Annotated in this window: 16 protein-coding genes; 8 read left to right on the top strand and 8 right to left on the bottom strand. The window is 68.4% G+C overall.

Annotated elements, in window-relative coordinates:
- Positions 1-99: 99 nt before the first annotated feature.
- Positions 100-825 carry a LysR substrate-binding domain-containing protein gene (locus ACGHC0_RS08795; RefSeq protein WP_368354864.1) on the bottom strand — a complete coding sequence of 242 codons (726 nt, stop codon included), beginning with the start codon at positions 823-825 and terminating at the stop codon, positions 100-102.
- On the opposite strand from ACGHC0_RS08795, the gene ACGHC0_RS08790 reads away from it, so the two are divergent.
- Both ACGHC0_RS08790 and ACGHC0_RS08785 read left to right on the top strand, forming a co-directional pair.
- Positions 815-1,207, top strand: coding sequence for a hypothetical protein (locus tag ACGHC0_RS08790; protein ID WP_415267983.1), 393 nt, complete (start codon positions 815-817; stop codon positions 1,205-1,207). The genes ACGHC0_RS08795 and ACGHC0_RS08790 overlap by 11 nt on opposite strands.
- Positions 1,208-1,460: 253 nt before the next feature.
- Positions 1,461-1,850: a cupin domain-containing protein gene (locus ACGHC0_RS08785; RefSeq protein ID WP_415267982.1), complete on the top strand. Its 390-nt coding sequence runs from the start codon at positions 1,461-1,463 to the stop codon at positions 1,848-1,850.
- Here the strand turns inward: ACGHC0_RS08785 and ACGHC0_RS08780 are convergent.
- Genes ACGHC0_RS08780 through ACGHC0_RS08760 form a run of 5 tightly spaced genes read right to left on the bottom strand, consistent with a single transcriptional unit; the run spans position 1,838 to position 5,496 of the window.
- Positions 1,838-2,350 carry an AAA family ATPase gene (locus ACGHC0_RS08780; protein WP_288469462.1) on the bottom strand — a complete coding sequence of 171 codons (513 nt, stop codon included), beginning with the start codon at positions 2,348-2,350 and terminating at the stop codon, positions 1,838-1,840. The two genes, ACGHC0_RS08785 and ACGHC0_RS08780, sit on opposite strands and share 13 nt — an antisense overlap.
- A gap of 21 nt (positions 2,351-2,371) precedes the next feature.
- Entirely contained in the window at positions 2,372-3,298 is a 927-nt protein-coding gene (locus ACGHC0_RS08775) for a polysaccharide deacetylase family protein (RefSeq protein WP_415267981.1), read from the bottom strand.
- A 13-nt stretch (positions 3,299-3,311) separates the two neighbouring features.
- Positions 3,312-4,121, bottom strand: coding sequence for a class D beta-lactamase (gene blaOXA, locus ACGHC0_RS08770; protein WP_415268393.1), 810 nt, complete (start codon positions 4,119-4,121; stop codon positions 3,312-3,314).
- A 56-nt stretch (positions 4,122-4,177) separates the two neighbouring features.
- Positions 4,178-5,008: an isocitrate lyase/PEP mutase family protein gene (locus tag ACGHC0_RS08765; RefSeq protein ID WP_415267980.1), complete on the bottom strand. Its 831-nt coding sequence runs from the start codon at positions 5,006-5,008 to the stop codon at positions 4,178-4,180.
- Positions 5,009-5,010: 2 nt separating this feature from the next.
- On the bottom strand, positions 5,011-5,496 hold the full coding sequence (locus tag ACGHC0_RS08760) for a PaaI family thioesterase (RefSeq protein WP_415267979.1): 486 nt from the start codon (positions 5,494-5,496) through the stop codon (positions 5,011-5,013).
- Positions 5,497-5,593: 97 nt separating this feature from the next.
- Here ACGHC0_RS08760 and ACGHC0_RS08755 point away from each other — a divergent pair, with 97 nt between their 5' ends.
- From ACGHC0_RS08755 to ACGHC0_RS08730, 6 genes are all read left to right on the top strand, one after another.
- The gene (locus ACGHC0_RS08755; RefSeq protein ID WP_415267978.1) at positions 5,594-6,934 is read left to right on the top strand and encodes a PLP-dependent aminotransferase family protein; all 1,341 of its coding nucleotides are present in this window, start codon (positions 5,594-5,596) and stop codon (positions 6,932-6,934) included.
- Between the two features lie 61 nt (positions 6,935-6,995).
- Positions 6,996-7,526, top strand: a complete 531-nt coding sequence (locus tag ACGHC0_RS08750) for a sigma-70 family RNA polymerase sigma factor (protein ID WP_368354853.1) — start codon at positions 6,996-6,998, stop codon at positions 7,524-7,526.
- On the top strand, positions 7,523-8,491 hold the full coding sequence (locus ACGHC0_RS08745; protein ID WP_415267977.1) for a FecR domain-containing protein: 969 nt from the start codon (positions 7,523-7,525) through the stop codon (positions 8,489-8,491). The genes ACGHC0_RS08750 and ACGHC0_RS08745 overlap by 4 nt, the downstream gene beginning before the upstream one ends.
- A 100-nt stretch (positions 8,492-8,591) precedes the next feature.
- On the top strand, positions 8,592-11,036 hold the full coding sequence (locus ACGHC0_RS08740) for a TonB-dependent siderophore receptor (RefSeq protein WP_415267976.1): 2,445 nt from the start codon (positions 8,592-8,594) through the stop codon (positions 11,034-11,036).
- A 26-nt stretch (positions 11,037-11,062) separates the two neighbouring features.
- Positions 11,063-12,205: a PepSY-associated TM helix domain-containing protein gene (locus ACGHC0_RS08735; RefSeq protein WP_415267975.1), complete on the top strand. Its 1,143-nt coding sequence runs from the start codon at positions 11,063-11,065 to the stop codon at positions 12,203-12,205.
- Between the two features lie 10 nt (positions 12,206-12,215).
- Positions 12,216-13,238, top strand: coding sequence for a D-alanine--D-alanine ligase family protein (locus ACGHC0_RS08730; RefSeq protein ID WP_415267974.1), 1,023 nt, complete (start codon positions 12,216-12,218; stop codon positions 13,236-13,238).
- A 123-nt stretch (positions 13,239-13,361) separates the two neighbouring features.
- On the opposite strand, the gene ACGHC0_RS08725 is transcribed toward ACGHC0_RS08730, so the two are convergent.
- Together ACGHC0_RS08725 and ACGHC0_RS08720 are read right to left on the bottom strand one after the other, a co-directional pair.
- Complete coding sequence (locus ACGHC0_RS08725) at positions 13,362-13,847, bottom strand: RidA family protein (RefSeq protein WP_288469438.1); 486 nt, start codon at positions 13,845-13,847, stop codon at positions 13,362-13,364.
- Positions 13,848-13,869: 22 nt separating this feature from the next.
- A complete protein-coding gene (locus tag ACGHC0_RS08720) occupies positions 13,870-14,823 on the bottom strand; it encodes an NAD(P)-dependent oxidoreductase (protein ID WP_415267973.1) in 954 nt (317 codons plus the stop codon).
- Positions 14,824-14,889 lie beyond the last annotated feature (66 nt).

Raw genomic sequence — 14,889 nt, 5'->3', positions numbered from 1 at the left:
CCGCTCTCTTCGACGGGACCACCGCCCTGCCTCCAGTTTTGAAAGGTCCAGGATTCGGAGGAGATGTCACACGCGCGGCCCTGGTCACGAGCAAGCATCTCAGCCTGCCTTCACCGAGGCCACGAAACGTGCCAACGGAGAGCCCGATGGCGCTTCCCTCCAGATCAGGGTGAGCGGAATGGTGAAGGTGGATGCCGGATCCAGTGCCCGGTACACCACGTTCTCCCGGTGCAGGGATTGCAGTGCCATCGGCACGATGGCGATGCCCTGCCCGGCGGCCACCATGGCAGCGGCCGACAGAAGGCGCGGCACGGTCGCCACGGCGCGCGGCGCGAAGCCGGCGCGGCGGCATGCAGCCGACAACACGTCCAGCACGCCGGGTCCGTCCGGGCTGCGATAGAGCACGAAATCCTCGGCCGCCAGCGCTTCCAGCGCCAGGGCACCGGTCGCCCTGCCCAGCCGATGGCCACGGGGCAGCGCGACCACCACGGCTTCTTCGCCCAGGGTGACCGCGTGCAGCGGGGCGAACCGCTCCGCGGGCGCGCGCACGAAGGCAGCATCCACCTCTTCGGCTTTGACCGCCCGGAACAGGCCGTCGGTGGCGTTCTCGCGCACGTCCAGCGCGACCTGCGGATGGCTTTTCCGGAACGCCCGCAGCACCTGGGGCACGAGCGGATGCAGCGCCGCCGAACTCGTGTAGCCCACCACCAGCCGCCCTGCTTCTCCGCGTGCGGCATGCCGTACACGGACGACGGCGTCGTCGGTCGCCGCCAGGATGGCCTGCACGTCCTGCAGGAACACCCGTCCGGCGTCGTTGAGGCGCACGCTGCGGGGCGTCCGCTGGAACAGTTCGCCCCCCCCGCCCAAATCGGCCGAACACCTGCGCGGATACTTCTTCGATCGCTTTCCCCGGCTGCGCGCCTTCGAGGCCGGACGCCGGCCCACGCCCGGCACCGTCGCTGCCGCGATGCAGGCCAAAGGCTTCACCGGCATCGTCCACCGCCCGCTGTGGGAGACGCGCAAGCGCCACGAAGGCTTCGAGTCGCTGGCGCGGGACCTGGCCGCACGAACTGGCCGCTCCATCCTTCATGAACTGAGCGACAGCGAACTGCAGTCCCTGATCGACTACCTCCGCAGCCAGTTGCCCGCGCACGGAGGGATCGTCGAGAAGGACCGCTGGACTCTCTGGGCTGCGCAATCGGCCTGACGCGGGGCAGCCTGCGAAGGCGAATGCCGTGGCCCCCGTCCACGGTTGCATGCGCTTTTGCGTCCCGGGCGAGGTAGCATGCCGCGGCGGCAGGTGCCAGGCGGCGCAGACACTGCCCAAGTTGTTTCCAGAGTGTTGCACGGAGGCTGGCGTATGGATGGCGGCCGCCGGTGTCTGGTATGCCGCCCACCCGGCACCGGCCGGTGCCGGGATACCCGCCTGGCTCGCCGACATCTGCGGCGGAACAACGGGAATGTTTAGCACGCCGGCCCGCAGCGCGGGAGACAGTGCCCGGCCAGCGACGACGACCAGGATCCTGTCCTGCGAGCCGCTGGCCGACATGCCGGGCACATCGGTGACGACGATGCTGGTCGACTTTCCGCCCCATGCCTACACACCTGCCCACCGGCACCCCGGCCCGGTCACCGCCTTCGTGGTGAAGGGCGCCGTCCGGTCGCAAGTGGCAGGAACGCCCGCGCAGACCTATGCCGCCGGGAAGACCTGGTTCGAGCCCGCCATGGCGCTGCACCTGTTCGCGGAGAATCCCAGCGCGGCGGAACCCGCCGAACTGCTCGTGATGTTCGTCACCGAGGAAGGGTGTGGCCCGCTGGTGATACCGGAGCCGAAACCTCATGGTGGCTGACACGCCTCCACGAAGAGGACCTCGAACTCCTCGCACTCCAGTTCGTCCGGCGGCTCCCACAGGCGGCTCGCCATGTCAAACACATGGTCCGGCACGACCATCGAAAACGTCGAGCCTTTCTCTTCATTCCTGTGTCGAACCCGCTGTCTGCGAATTTCGAGAGGGGCATCAAGGACATGGATGCGAGGCGAAAACCCCTCGTTCGCGATCATTCGGCAGAACTCATTGCGTTGCCACCGTTGAATCAGGCCCAGCTCAAGTACGACCTCCCGGCCGGACGCCAGTATCTTGCGGCTGTGGCTCCATATCAGGCGCAGCAATCGATCCTTGCGCTGGACATACCAAGGCACAAAGTCCCCCTCCGGGCGGTCGGGGCTGTAGAGCGCGACGAACCACGCATCCAGCGGAATGTGGACGCCGTTGCGACTTGCTGCCAGAACTGCACTGAAAGTGGATTTTCCAGCGCCGACCGGGCCTTCGACCAAATGGACCTGGGACATGTCAAACACCTTTCCGATGCACTACTGGAGCATGCGCGCCGGCACCAGTCCCAGCGCCAGCAGCCCGGGTTCCTCATAGACCGAGTCCTCGGCGGGATAGCGCAGGCCCGGGACCCGCGCCGCCTTGGCACTGGCCCAGACAATGCTCTCGCCCGCCGGCAAGGTGTCGATCTGCACAGTGTAGATCGGGTCATCGAAGGCTGTCCTGGCGGCGGTGAAAGACCATCCTCGCCCCCGGAATGCCGCGATCACTTCCTCGAGGGCGGCGGCGTTGATCCTGTTCGTGTGCAGCAGCATCACATGTGCGGGGCTGCGGCCGAGGACCTGCCGGGCCAGGCCGTCGTAGTAGGCCGCGCGGTCCAGCAGATGCCCGATGTACGCGGCCTTCACGCGGTCGGCCTTCTCGGTATTTCCTTCGTCCAGCCAGGCAGCGAAGACCTGGTTGTAGTACCAATCGCTCGCGTCTATCGACACCGGCGCCGCCCGGTAGCCTGCGGCCTGCATCCACAGGCGCATGCCGTCCCGCTTGGCAAGCGTGTTGCCTTCCTTCAGATACGGGAAGCGCAGCATCTTCGTCCAGCCAGGGAGGCGGCTCAGCACGGCGTCGGCCTCCTTGACATCGCCGATGAAGTCCGCGAGCGGCACTTGGGGCGATCCCAGGCTGCGGTGCCGGGACGTGTGGTTGCCTACCGCGTGGCCTGCACGCGCCCAGTCCCGGATGAGGTCCAGTCCCCGGGCCCGGCCGGTGCGCACGAGTGCCGGAAACACCATGGACGTGATGCCTGCATCGTGGAGTGTCTCCAGGATCTGCCGGTTCCACGACGCGGCTGCAGGCTCTTTCGCAGGGTCGAGGCCATCGTCGAACGTCAGTGCCAAGGTCTGCGCCTGGACGCAGGACGAGCCGAAGACAACGAGAAGCGCGGCGAGTGCGCGACGCAATGCGGTCATGGCGATGCCCGCCTCAACGGTCAACAACGGCTGGCAGGAGCCGGAGCAGCTCGTCGCGCGCACGCAGGCCTGCGTTGGGCTTGAGGGCTTGCTCATCCTGGATCAGGCGTGCGAACGCCAGCCTTCGCGCACCCTTGGTAGCCCAGCCGACGTACCAGCCATAAGCGCGGCTCGCGTCATAGCGGTTGTCGCTGCCCGGCGATCCGGTGCCCGTCTTGCCATGCACGGCCCAGCCGTCGATCGGGGTGCCGTAGCTCGAGATGAGTGCGGTCATGTCGAAGGCATGCGCACTCACCGGCAACTGGCGGAGCACGATCTTGCGCATGAACGCAAGCTGTTCCTCGGTGGAGATGCGCAGGGAACTCATCACCCAGACACCGTTCTGCCCGGGGTCATCGACCGGCACGGCAGAGACATCTGCATTGCCATACTGAAAGGCATTCACATATTGCGCGAACTTCTCCTGCCCTACCCGCTTCACGACCTGCTGCGAGTACCAGAAGACGGACTCCCTGATCCACGTTGCCGGCGTGATGTCCCGGCGCCAGGGTTGGCCACCCCAATCCGGATATCCCGCCTGGTACGGCAAGGCAGGCTCTACGGCATCCTTCAGCACACCTGTGTCGTAGCCCATGAGGCTGATGGCGAGCTTGAAAGTCGAGGCAGGTGTCACGCGCTCGGAGCAGGCAGGGCCGCGCTGCAGAATGAGCTTGCCGGAATCGGCATCCGCGATCAGCGTGCACAGCTCATGGGCGGCCGCGAAAGGCGCGGAAAAAAGGAAGGCCACTGCCGCCGAAGCGACCTGGAGGATGCGACTGCACATCTTCTTGGTTTCCGGAAAAAAAGGAGAGAAGTTACCCGATCGGCGGTCGATGCGGCTCACCCCAGAAGCTGATTCAACTGGCTTGCGCCCACCGCGTCCTCGGCATAGCCCGCCGTACCGTGGTCACGCAGTTCGGTCGCCGCCCGCAGGAACGCGCCCCAGGCGGAACGCGCGAGGGAGCCGCCCACGCTCACGCGCTTGACGCCCATGCCGATCAGGTCCCTGGCCCCCAGCGACATGCCGGAAAAGCCGATCAGCACATTCAAGGGGCGGTCCACTTCACGCAGCACCGTGGCGATGTCCTCCGCACGGGTCAACCCCGGCGCGTAGAGGACATCCGCGCCGGCCTCCTGGTAGGACTGCAGGCGGCCGATCGTGTCGGCCAGGTCGCGCTGCCCGATGAAGAAGTTCTCCGCCCGCGCCGTCAGCGTGAAAGGAAACGGCAGCGAACGTGCGGCCTCCGCGGCGGCGCGGATGCGGTCCATCGACAGCGCCCGGTCGTAGAGGGGATTCCAGGGCTTGCCCGTGGTGTCCTCGATGGATCCGCCCATCACGCCCGTGGCGGCGGCCATGCGGATGGTGGCCGCCACTTCTTCGGGTGAATCGCCGAAGCCGTTTTCCAGGTCCGCGCTCACCGGCAGGGTGGTCGCCGCCGCGATCTGCGCGAGGTGCTCCAGCAGCGGGCCGCGCGGCACCGAGTTGTCTGGGCGGCCACGCGAGAACGAGAACCCCGCGCTGGTCGTCGCCAGCGCCTTGAAGCCCCATTGTTCGAGCAGCTTCGCGGCGCCGGCATCCCAGGGATTGGGAATGATGAATCCGCCGTTTGCGCCATGCAGGTCCCGGAAGAGGGTTGCCCGCACCATCCGGGAAGAGGTGTCGGTGGTCATGGCTATCGGCCTTGTGCATGGGTTCCGCGAAGCGTCATCACGGCGCTGGACATACTGGCGACACGCTTGCCGTCGTCGCGCTCGATATCGCATCGGTAGTGGCTGATGGTGCGCCCCTGGTGCTCGATACCGGCACGGGCCAGCAGCCGCGATTGCCAGACGGGCCGCAGGAAGGTGGCCTTCAGGTCGATGCTGGTGAAGCTCTCGCCCTCCGCCATCAGCGTGGAATGTGCCGTGCCGATGGCGGCATCGGCCAGTTCGCAGAGCAGCCCGCCATGCACGGTACCCTGCTGGTTGCCGTGCAGCGCCGGATCCGCCATCAGTTCGATCGTGGCGGCGCCCTGGCCGATGGCGACGATACGGAAATCCAGCAAGCGGGAAATCGCCGTCGGATAGCGCATGTGCGTGGCATCTCCTGCGGCCAGGGAGCCATCGAGTTGGCGCTGCAGATATTCCAGCACGGGGAGCCGGGAGGTGGTGGTGGTCATATGTGTTCCTGTGGCTCTTCCTTCCGAAGAAAGCCGGTGGTGTCTGCAGTGTGTTCGCGTAGACTGGAACAATCAAAAAATTGTCCTAGTCACACCCATGACCTCCCGCGTCGCGCACCTGACCGAGCAACTGGCGGTCGATATCCGGGAGGGCCGGCTGCCGGCCGGCGCGGCCCTGCCCACGCACCGGCAGCTTGCGGCGCGGCACGGCATCGCCATCGCCTCGGCCAGCAAGGTGTATGCGCAGCTCCGCGCCATGGGGCTGGTGATCGGCGAGACCGGGCGCGGCACCTTCGTGCGGGACCGCCCCCTGCAGCGCGAGTGGGACAGCGGCGACGAAGCGCGGCTGAGCGCCACGGCGGTCGATCTGTCGTTCAACCACCCGACCTGGCCGGGCCAGGCGGATCTGCTGCGCGGGATGCTGCGTGAACTGGCGGGAGGGGGCGACCTGTCGGCACTGCTGCGCCAGCAGCCGCCCGGCGGACGGCGCCAGGAGCGGCGGATCGTCGCCGAGTACCTGTCGAAGGAACGCGGCATCCCGGTGGACGAAAGCCGCCTCTTCCTGGTCAACGGCGCGCAGCAGGGGCTGGATGTCGCGGCACGCGCATTGCTCGAGCCACACGACGAGGTCGTCGTCGATGCACTGACCTATCCCGGCTTCAAGATGCTGGCCGGGGTGCAGCGACTGGTGCTGAAACCGGTGCGCAGCCTGGTCCAGGGCCCGGACCTGGACGAGCTCGACGCCCTGTGCGCCACGGGCCGTATCCGCGCCATACACACCATGCCCACGCTCCACAACCCGCTCGGCTGGGTGCTGACGGGCGAGCAGCGGCTGCGCATCGTGGACATCGCCCGGCGCCACGATTGCTGGCTGTTCGAGGACGCCGCGTATGCCTGGCTGGCGGGCGGCAAGACGCCACCGGCATTCGCCGTGCTGGCGCCGGAGCGCACGGTGCATGTTTCCAGCCTGTCCAAAAGCCTCGCCAGCGGTTTGCGGTTCGGCTACATCGTCGCTCCCGAGTCGTGCGCGAGCCGCATCAAGGCCGTGGTGCGCGCCACGTTCTGGAGCCTGCCGAGCATCGTCACGGCGATGGCCTCGCGCTGGATCGCCGACGGCACCGTCGCACGCCAGGAACAACGGCTGCGCCGCGAAGCACGGCGCAGGCAGGCGATCGCCCGGAACGTCTTTGCCGGCATGGAGCTGGCCAGCCATCCGGCATCCCTGTTCCTGTGGCTGTCCCTGCCCGAAGACCTGCGGATGGACCGGATCGCCACCGCCCTGGCCGCGAAGGGCATCGCCGTGTCGAAGGCCGAAGCGTATGCAACCACCCGGCACGCGCCCCATGCACTGCGGCTGGGACTCGGCTCGGTCGATCTGGAGGAGCTGCGGCCCGTTCTGCTGCGGGTGCGCGAAACCATCGAGCAGTTCCCCGTCTAGCCATCGATTATGATGAGAACGATTCGCATCCATGCATGCGCCATGCCATGGTGACCCCTCCATGCCCATCGCACTCCCCTCCTCCCAGGCTGCCGACCACCCCGGCGTGGAACAGATCTACCGCGACCACCACGGGTGGCTGCAGTCCCTGCTGCAGCGCAAGCTGGGGGATGTGCAGCATGCGGCGGATCTCGCGCAGGATGCGTTCATGGCGCTCCTGCGCACGCGTCCAGGCACCGTGGCGGCCGAAGGGTTGCGCGAGCCCCGGGCCTACCTGCGCACGGTGGCGCATGGATTGCTGGTGGACCATTTCCGCCGGCAGACACTGGAGCGCGCCTACCTGGAAGCGCTGGCGCACCAGCCCGAGCCCCTGGCCCGCTCGCCCGAAGAGCACCACATGGTGCTGCAGGCGCTGCAGCGCATCGACCGGATGCTGGACGCACTGGGGCCGCGTGCGCGCGAGGTGTTCCTGCTCTCGCAGCTGGAACACCTGACCTACGGCGAGATCGCGCAGCGCATGGGCATCTCCGTGCGCACCGTCAAGCGCGACATGCAGTCAGGGTTCGCGCACTGCATCGCGGCGATGCTGTGAACCCGGACGCAGGCAAGTCGCAGCTCGCCCGGGAGGCCGCACACTGGATGGTGCTGCAGCACGAGGGCGAGCTGGATGAGGACCGTCTGCGCGCCCTGCAGCTCTGGCGCGACCGCAGTCCCGACCACGAGCGTGCCTGGCAGGCCGCGCAGGAGCTGCGCATGCTCTTCGGGCAGGTGCCCCAGGACGTGGGCCTCCGGACGCTGGGCGCTGCGGGACGTGCACGGCGCCAGGCGGTGCGCGGCGTTCTCACCATGGCCCTGGCCACGCCCGTCGCCTGGTGGATGTGGCGTACCGCCGGCCGCGAATGGGCGGCCGATTTCCGAACCGCCGTGGGCGAGCGCCGCACCGAAACCCTGGCGGACGGCAGCCGCATCTGGCTCAACACGGGCAGCGCCGTGAACGTGCGCTTCACCGCCGCCGAACGCGCGCTGGAACTGGTCGCCGGTGAAATCCTGGTGGAGACAGCGCATTCCGACCGGCCCCAGCCGCCGCTGGACGTCGTGGTGAATGCAGGCCGCGTCCGCGCACTGGGCACACGCTTTCTGGTGAGGGAGCTGCAGGACGCACGCTGGCGCGTCGCCGTCCTGCAGCATGCCGTGCGCATCCGGCCCGCCGACGCAGATGCTGGCGGGGCGGTGGAATTGTCCGCCGGAATGCAGGCCGACTTCGATGCGCGCGGTGCGGGCAGTCCACGGGCGGCGGACGACAGCGCCGCTGCCTGGCGCGACGGCGTGGTGGTGGCGCGCGACATGCGGCTGGCCGACCTGACGGCAGAAATCGCCCGCTACCGGCGCGGCGTCCTGGGCTGCGCGCCGGAGGTGGCAAACCTGCGCATCTCTGGCGTGTTCCAGCTCGACGACACGGACCGCACGCTGCGGGCACTGTCCGAATCCCTTCCCATCGCGGTCCGCGAACGCACCCGGTACTGGGTCACGCTGACCGCGAAATCGCAAGACACCTGAAACCCTGCATGGGCATGGCCCCTTTCGGGCGTTGCTTCGACAAGGCAATGAAGCGCCGATTTTCCAGTGCGCATCGCCAATCCCTGGAGCAACGTTTCCCATGCACACCTCACTGCGCAAGGCCTCAGCCCGCGCCCCCGCCCGCCTGCAGCAGGCCCTCCACCCCATCGCACTGGCCGCGGCGCTGTGCACGCTGGCCAGCCTGAACGCCGCGGCGCAGACGGCAGCCACAGCCGCGCAGGACACCACACAGGACACCACACAGGACGCGGAGCATGCATTCGACCTGCCCGCCGGCCCGCTCGACGCCGCGCTCTATGCCTTGGGCCGCCAGGCCGGGCTCACGCTCAGCTTCGACCCTGCCCTGGTGCAGGGCATGGACACCCCGGGCCTGCAAGGTCGCTTCAGTGCCGGGCAAGGCCTGGCCTCGCTGCTGCGCAATACCGGCCTCCGGGCCGTGCGCGGCGCCAGCGGTGCATGGCAGCTGCAGCGCATGGCCCAGCCTGCACCGGCGCAGGGCGACGCGGCTCCCGCCCTGGGAACCATCGTCGTGAAAGAGACCGCCGAGCCGGGCGCCACCACGGAAGGCTCAGGCAGCTACGCACCGCGCCAGGTGACCGTGGGCAGCAAGATTCCCGTGCCGTGGAAGGAGGTGCCGGCATCGGTCTCCGTGGTCACACGCCAGCAGATCGAAGACCAGAACCTCGTCACCGTGGAAGACGCGCTGCGCCAGGTGGTGGGCGTGACGGCGTTTCCCTACGGTGACGGCACGGCCTACTTCCAGTCGCGCGGGTACCAGTCGGATGTGCAGTACGACGGCATTCCCGCCAACAACGGCCTGCAGTACCTGAGCCAGTTCGACCTGGCCATGTACGACCGCATCGAAGTGCTGCGCGGCCCAGCCGGCGTGCTGCAGGGCGCCGGCAGTCCCGCCGGCACGGTGAACATGGTGCGCAAGCGTCCCACGGCGGAGCCCGCCATCGGCGGCACGCTGTCGGCAGGCTCCTGGGGCCGCGGCCGCTCGGAGCTGGATATTTCGCGTGCGCTCAATGACAGCGGCAGCGTGCGCGGGCGCGCTGTGCTCGCCGGCCAGAGCTACGGCTCCTTCCTGGACCAGGGCCGCGACCGCAGCTTCATGGGCTATGGCGTGATCGAAGCCGACCTCACCCGGGACACGCTGCTCACCCTCTCCGCCACTGCGCAGAAAAAGCGGGACCGCGGCATCGACTACGGCGTGGGCGTCCACGCCGACGGCTCGTTCGTGCGCCTGCCGCGTTCCACCTTCTACGGCACCGACTGGAGCGGGGCCGACAACACCACCACGGAATACTTTGCCGAACTCGGCCACCGCTTCAACAGCCAATGGCAGGCCCGGGTGGTGTACCTCGACCGCAGCGTGGACGGCGATTCACGCTATGGCTACGTGAACCCCGGCCCGGGCTTCGACTACCACTCCCGCTACACCCTCCAGGCGCAGGACGGCGACACGCGCTGGCGCGGCCTCGATGCCCACATCTCGGGCCGGTTCGATCTGGCGGGCATGGACCACGAGGTGGTGCTGGGCTTCAACCAGGCCTGGCGCAGCCAGACCTCGCTCAGCGGCAATGTGCAGATCCCCGATGTGGACCTGCGCAGCATCCAGGTACCGGAACAACCCATCCCGTTCAGGTTCGGCTCCCACAGCCGCACCGAGCAGTCCGGCATCTACGGCCAGTGGCGCACGCACCTCGCCGATCCACTCATCCTGACGCTGGGCGGGCGCCTCAGCCGCTATGAAAGCCGCTCGCAGAACATCCTGCCCACCGTGGCCGGCTGGCAGAAGGACCCGGGCGTGGGCACCCGGTTCACGCCCCAGGCCGGCCTGGTCTATGCCGTGCAGCCGGACATCTCCGTATATGGCAGCTATACCGAAATTTTCGCGCCGCAGACGCAGCTGGCCGTGGGCAACGCCGCGCTCAAGCCGCGCGAGGGCAGGCAGTACGAGGTGGGTGCCAAGGGCGTGTTCCTGAACGGGCGGCTGAACGCCTCGGTAGCCGCCTTCCAGGTCCAGGACGAGAACCGCGCCGTGGCCGATCCCGACCACCCCACCTTCTACGTGGCGCGCGGCAAGGTGCGCAGCCGCGGCTGGGAAATGGAGGTGGCCGGCCGCATCCGCCCGGGCTGGGACATCCATGCCGGTTACACGCGCCTGCTCACCCGCTACGTCGATGACCCCGCACAGCAGGGCGCCATCTACTCGGCCGAGGAACCGCGCAACAGCTTGAAGCTGTGGACGCGCTACGAATTCCAGGACCAGGCCCTGCGTGGCTGGTTCCTCGGCGCGGGCCTGCGCGCGCAAAGCACGACCAGCCGCGACGCCGATCCACAACGCGGCTACGCGGTGTTCGATGCGCAGGTGGGCTACCGCATCAACCAGCACCTGAGCGCCACCATGAACGTGAACAACCTCTTCGACAAGGCCTACTACGCCCGCGTTCCTTCGCGCTTCTACAGCGTATGGGGTGATTCGCGCAACGTCATGGTCACGCTGCGTGCCAGCTACTGAGCCGGCGGGACCGGACGGGTGAACACATGGCGCCGATGACCTCCACCGCGCTGCAGCGCTGGGCCTGGGTCCACAAGGTCTCCAGCCTGGCCTGCACGGTGGCCATGCTGCTGGTGTGCATCACCGGCTTTCCGCTCGTCTTCTCGGACGAGATCGACGATTGGCTCCACCCCGTGCCGCAGGAGGCGGCCGGGCAGGGCCTCGCGGACATCGACGCCATCGTGGCCGATGCGCTGCGCCGCCATCCGGGAGAATGGCCCGAGTATGTGGTGCGCGATGGCGAGGCACCCGTCGTGCTCATCGGCATGAAGCCGTCGCCGCAAGCCCCGGCGGGCAGCGTGCACAAGCTGCGCTATGACGCCCACACCGGCGAGCCCATCGGCCAGGAGAATGCTGCCGGCGAAAGCGCCCTCGGCATCGGCATGTTCATGCAGGCCACGCGCAGGCTGCACACCGACCTGTTCGCGGGCCTCGCCGGCGGCATCTTCATGGGCGCCATGGCGCTGCTTTTCATCCTGGCCAATGTCTCCGGGCTGCTGCTGTACGCACCGTTCATGAAGAACCGCCGATTCGGCACCGTGCGCCGCGAGCGCAGCCAGCGCATCGTCTGGCTGGACCTGCACAACCTGCTCGGCATCGCGCTGCTGGCCTGGGCGCTGCTGGTGGGCGTGACCGGCGCCTTCAACCAGTTCGCCAAACCGCTGTTCGCCGAATGGACGGCCACGCAGGTACGGCCGCTCGCACTGCAGATGGGCGCCCATGCGCAGGGCGGACCGCCGCCCCCCGGCCAGTGGACCTCGCTCGGCGCCGCCATCCGCATCGCAGAACAGGCCCTGCCCGGGACCCGCGTGGGCACCATGCTCATGCCCGGCAGCCAGTACGGCAGTGCCCAGCACTACCTGCTCTGGGCCGCGGGCGATACGCCCCTCACCTCGCGCATGCTGCAGCCCGTGCTGGTGGATGCGAGCACCGGGCAGTTCAGCGCCATCGTCCGCATGCCGTGGTACCTGCGCGCGCTGGAGCTGTCGCGCCCGCTGCACTTCGGCGACTACGGCGGCCTGCCGCTCAAGCTGCTGTGGGAGCTGCTGGATGGCATCACCATCATCGTGCTGGCCAGCGGCCTCTGGCTCTGGCGGGACCGGCGGCGCCGCAAGCTGGCGCGCACCTAGAATTTGCCCGATGAGAAAAACCCGTGTCCTCGTTCTCGCCGGCGGGCAATCCGGCGAACATGAAGTATCCATCCACAGCGCGCGCAGCGTGTTGCAGGCGCTGCCCCGGGACCGCTTCGACGTGACCAGCATCGTCATTTCCCGCGAGGGCCGGTGGCTGCCTGCCGCCGACTCGCTTCAGGCCCTGGAGCACGGCAGCGCGGCGTCCGGGGGCGATCTCGTCCTGCACCAGGCGCAGGCCGCCGAAGGGTTCGACGTCGTGTTCCCCATCCTGCATGGCCCGAATGGTGAAGACGGCACGGTGCAGGGCATGCTGAAACTCGCGCGCATCCCCTGCGTGGGCTCCAGCGTTCTCGGAAGCGCCGTGTGCATGGACAAGGTCATGGCCAAGGCGGTGCTCGCCTCGCACGGGATCCCGCAGGTCGCCTACCGACTGGTCACGCGGGCCGAGTTTGCGAGCGGGCCCGAGGCCGTGCTGGGCCGGCTCGCAACGCTCGGATTCCCCGTCTTCGTGAAGCCTGCCAATCTCGGGTCGAGCGTGGGCATTTCCAAGGCACGCAACGAACCCGAGACGCTGGAAGCGCTGCGCGTCGCGTTCGAGCTGGACCGCCGCGTGATCGTGGAAGCCGCGACGCCCGGCAAGCCCCGCGAGATCGAGGTCGGCATCCTCGGCAACGATGATCCCCGGGCGAGCCCGGTCGGGGAGCTCACGTTCGACAGCGAGTTCTACGACTACGCGACCAAGTACACGGCGGGCAAGGCGGCGATGCACATCCCTGCCAGCGTACCGCCTGCCATCGCCAGCCATGCGCAGGCCCTGGCCATCCAGGCGTTTTCCGCACTGGATTGCGCGGGACTGGCACGCGTTGATTTCTTCTACCTCGACAGCACCGGCGAGCTCTTCCTGAACGAAGTGAACACCATGCCGGGCTTCACCAGGACATCCATGTACCCGGAGCTCTGGCGCGCCGCAGGCGTGGGCTACGCCGAACTGGTATCGCGCCTGATCGAGCTGGCATTGGAGCAACGCTAGCCCACAGGGCATGGACGTGATGGACCGGCCCGCAGCCACGGCCCACCTGCGGTGGGTCCGCTGCGGCAAGCGCCGCCGTCGGATAGTCCTAGACAGGTCCTGCCATCCCGGCGCGCCCGGCGGTCACCGGCCGGACCGGGAATCGACCCTGAAGATGAAATCCAGCTCCACGGTCGCCCCCTTGGGCAGCTGGGCGACGCCCACGGACGTGCGGGTGTGGGTGGCATGCGGACCCAGGACGGTTCCCAGGAGCTGCGAAGCCGCATCGGCCACTTCGCTGTGCTGCGTGAAATCCGGGGCCGAGCGGATGAACACGCTCACGCGGGGAACGCCGACGATGGACTCCAGCGACCCGCAAAGTTGCCTGGCCAGCGCCAGCGCGCGCAAGGTGCTGATCTGCGCGCCGAAACGGGCCCGGTCCAGCGAAACGTCCGAGCCGGCCGCACCGACGACGGCGATGTCGTCGCCCACGCGCGGAATCTGGCCGCTGACGTAGATGAGGTCGCCGTCGCGCAGCGCGGGGGTGTAGTCGCCGCCGATCTTGATCGGCGCGGACAGGGGAAAGCCCAGCGCCTGGGCCTGTTCTTCGAATCGGTGGTCTGCGGACACGGGTGCTCCAGGGAGGCGGACTTCAGGGAGGGGTGGGCGTCTGGCCGGTGGCCTGGGCGGTGCGCTGCGCGATCGCATGGATCACCGCCGCCATGTCCAGCCCGCCGTGGCCCAGTGCCTCGGTTTCGCCATAGAGCGCATGGCATGCGTCCAGCAGCGGCGAGACGATTCCCGCGCTGCGCGCCGCCTCCGCCACCAGGCGGCTGTTCTTCAGCACGTCGGTGATGGAGGCCTGCACCGAGAAGTCCTGCTCCACCAGCTTGCCGATCTTGATCCGCGAGACATCGCTGGCCATCGGACCGGAATTCAAGGCCTGTGCGAACCGGGCCAGATCGATGCCGTGGCGCTCGGCGAAGTGCGTGGCCTCCGCCAGGCCGGTGACCATGGTGATGAGAAACAGGTTCACCGCGAGCTTCATCGTCAGCGCACCGGGTACGTCGCCGCACACCAGGCTGTCGCGGGACATCGGCCGGACAAGGTGGCGCACCGACTCGACCGCCTCCGGCGGGCCCGCCAGCATGACGACGAGCTGGCCGGCCTCGGCGGGCTTGCGCGACCCCGAAACCGGCGCCTCCACGTACTGCCCGCCGCCCGCGCCGATCTCGTCGGCCAGCGAACGCGAATACCCGGGCGAGGTGGTGCTCATGTTCACGATCAGCCGCCCGGCCACCCGCTGGCCGAACAGGGGCGTGCGCCGGCCGAGGACCTCGTCGATGGCCGCTTCGTGGGCCAGCATCAGCACGACGGTCTCGCACCGGGCAAACAGCGCGTCCAGGTCTTCTGCCACCTCGGCGCCGGCGGCGCGCAGCGTGTCGTAGTGGGTGCTGGAGCGGCTCCAGACGACGAGCGGCAGGCCGCTGCGCGCCAGGTTGAGGGCCATGGGCGTTCCCATCACGCCCAGGCCGATGAATCCGATCGGTGTGTTCATGGCTGTCTTCAACATCGTGCCCCGGGCATTGTTCCAGACGACCGGCACTGTTGGCTTTCCGCGTCACCGCGCAGCGCGGCCGGCAGGCGCTCCCCGCAGCCGCGGCACCGTGCC

Source organism: Acidovorax sacchari, assembly GCF_042847045.1.
Classification (GTDB): Bacteria; Pseudomonadota; Gammaproteobacteria; order Burkholderiales; family Burkholderiaceae_C; genus Paracidovorax; species Paracidovorax sacchari.
Note: the sequence above shows the minus strand (reverse complement) of the source record. Positions and strands in the feature narration are given on the sequence as shown.

Coding starts and splice junctions, on each gene's coding strand:
- ACGHC0_RS08785 (WP_415267982.1), top strand. CDS start 1,461: ATGTTTAGCACGCCGGCCCGCAGCGCGGGAGACAGTGCCCGGCCAGCG.
- ACGHC0_RS08780 (WP_288469462.1), bottom strand. CDS start 2,350: ATGTCCCAGGTCCATTTGGTCGAAGGCCCGGTCGGCGCTGGAAAATCC.
- ACGHC0_RS08775 (WP_415267981.1), bottom strand. CDS start 3,298: ATGACCGCATTGCGTCGCGCACTCGCCGCGCTTCTCGTTGTCTTCGGC.
- blaOXA (WP_415268393.1), bottom strand. CDS start 4,121: ATGTGCAGTCGCATCCTCCAGGTCGCTTCGGCGGCAGTGGCCTTCCTT.
- ACGHC0_RS08765 (WP_415267980.1), bottom strand. CDS start 5,008: ATGACCACCGACACCTCTTCCCGGATGGTGCGGGCAACCCTCTTCCGG.
- ACGHC0_RS08760 (WP_415267979.1), bottom strand. CDS start 5,496: ATGACCACCACCACCTCCCGGCTCCCCGTGCTGGAATATCTGCAGCGC.
- ACGHC0_RS08755 (WP_415267978.1), top strand. CDS start 5,594: ATGACCTCCCGCGTCGCGCACCTGACCGAGCAACTGGCGGTCGATATC.
- ACGHC0_RS08750 (WP_368354853.1), top strand. CDS start 6,996: ATGCCCATCGCACTCCCCTCCTCCCAGGCTGCCGACCACCCCGGCGTG.
- ACGHC0_RS08740 (WP_415267976.1), top strand. CDS start 8,592: ATGCACACCTCACTGCGCAAGGCCTCAGCCCGCGCCCCCGCCCGCCTG.
- ACGHC0_RS08735 (WP_415267975.1), top strand. CDS start 11,063: ATGGCGCCGATGACCTCCACCGCGCTGCAGCGCTGGGCCTGGGTCCAC.
- ACGHC0_RS08730 (WP_415267974.1), top strand. CDS start 12,216: ATGAGAAAAACCCGTGTCCTCGTTCTCGCCGGCGGGCAATCCGGCGAA.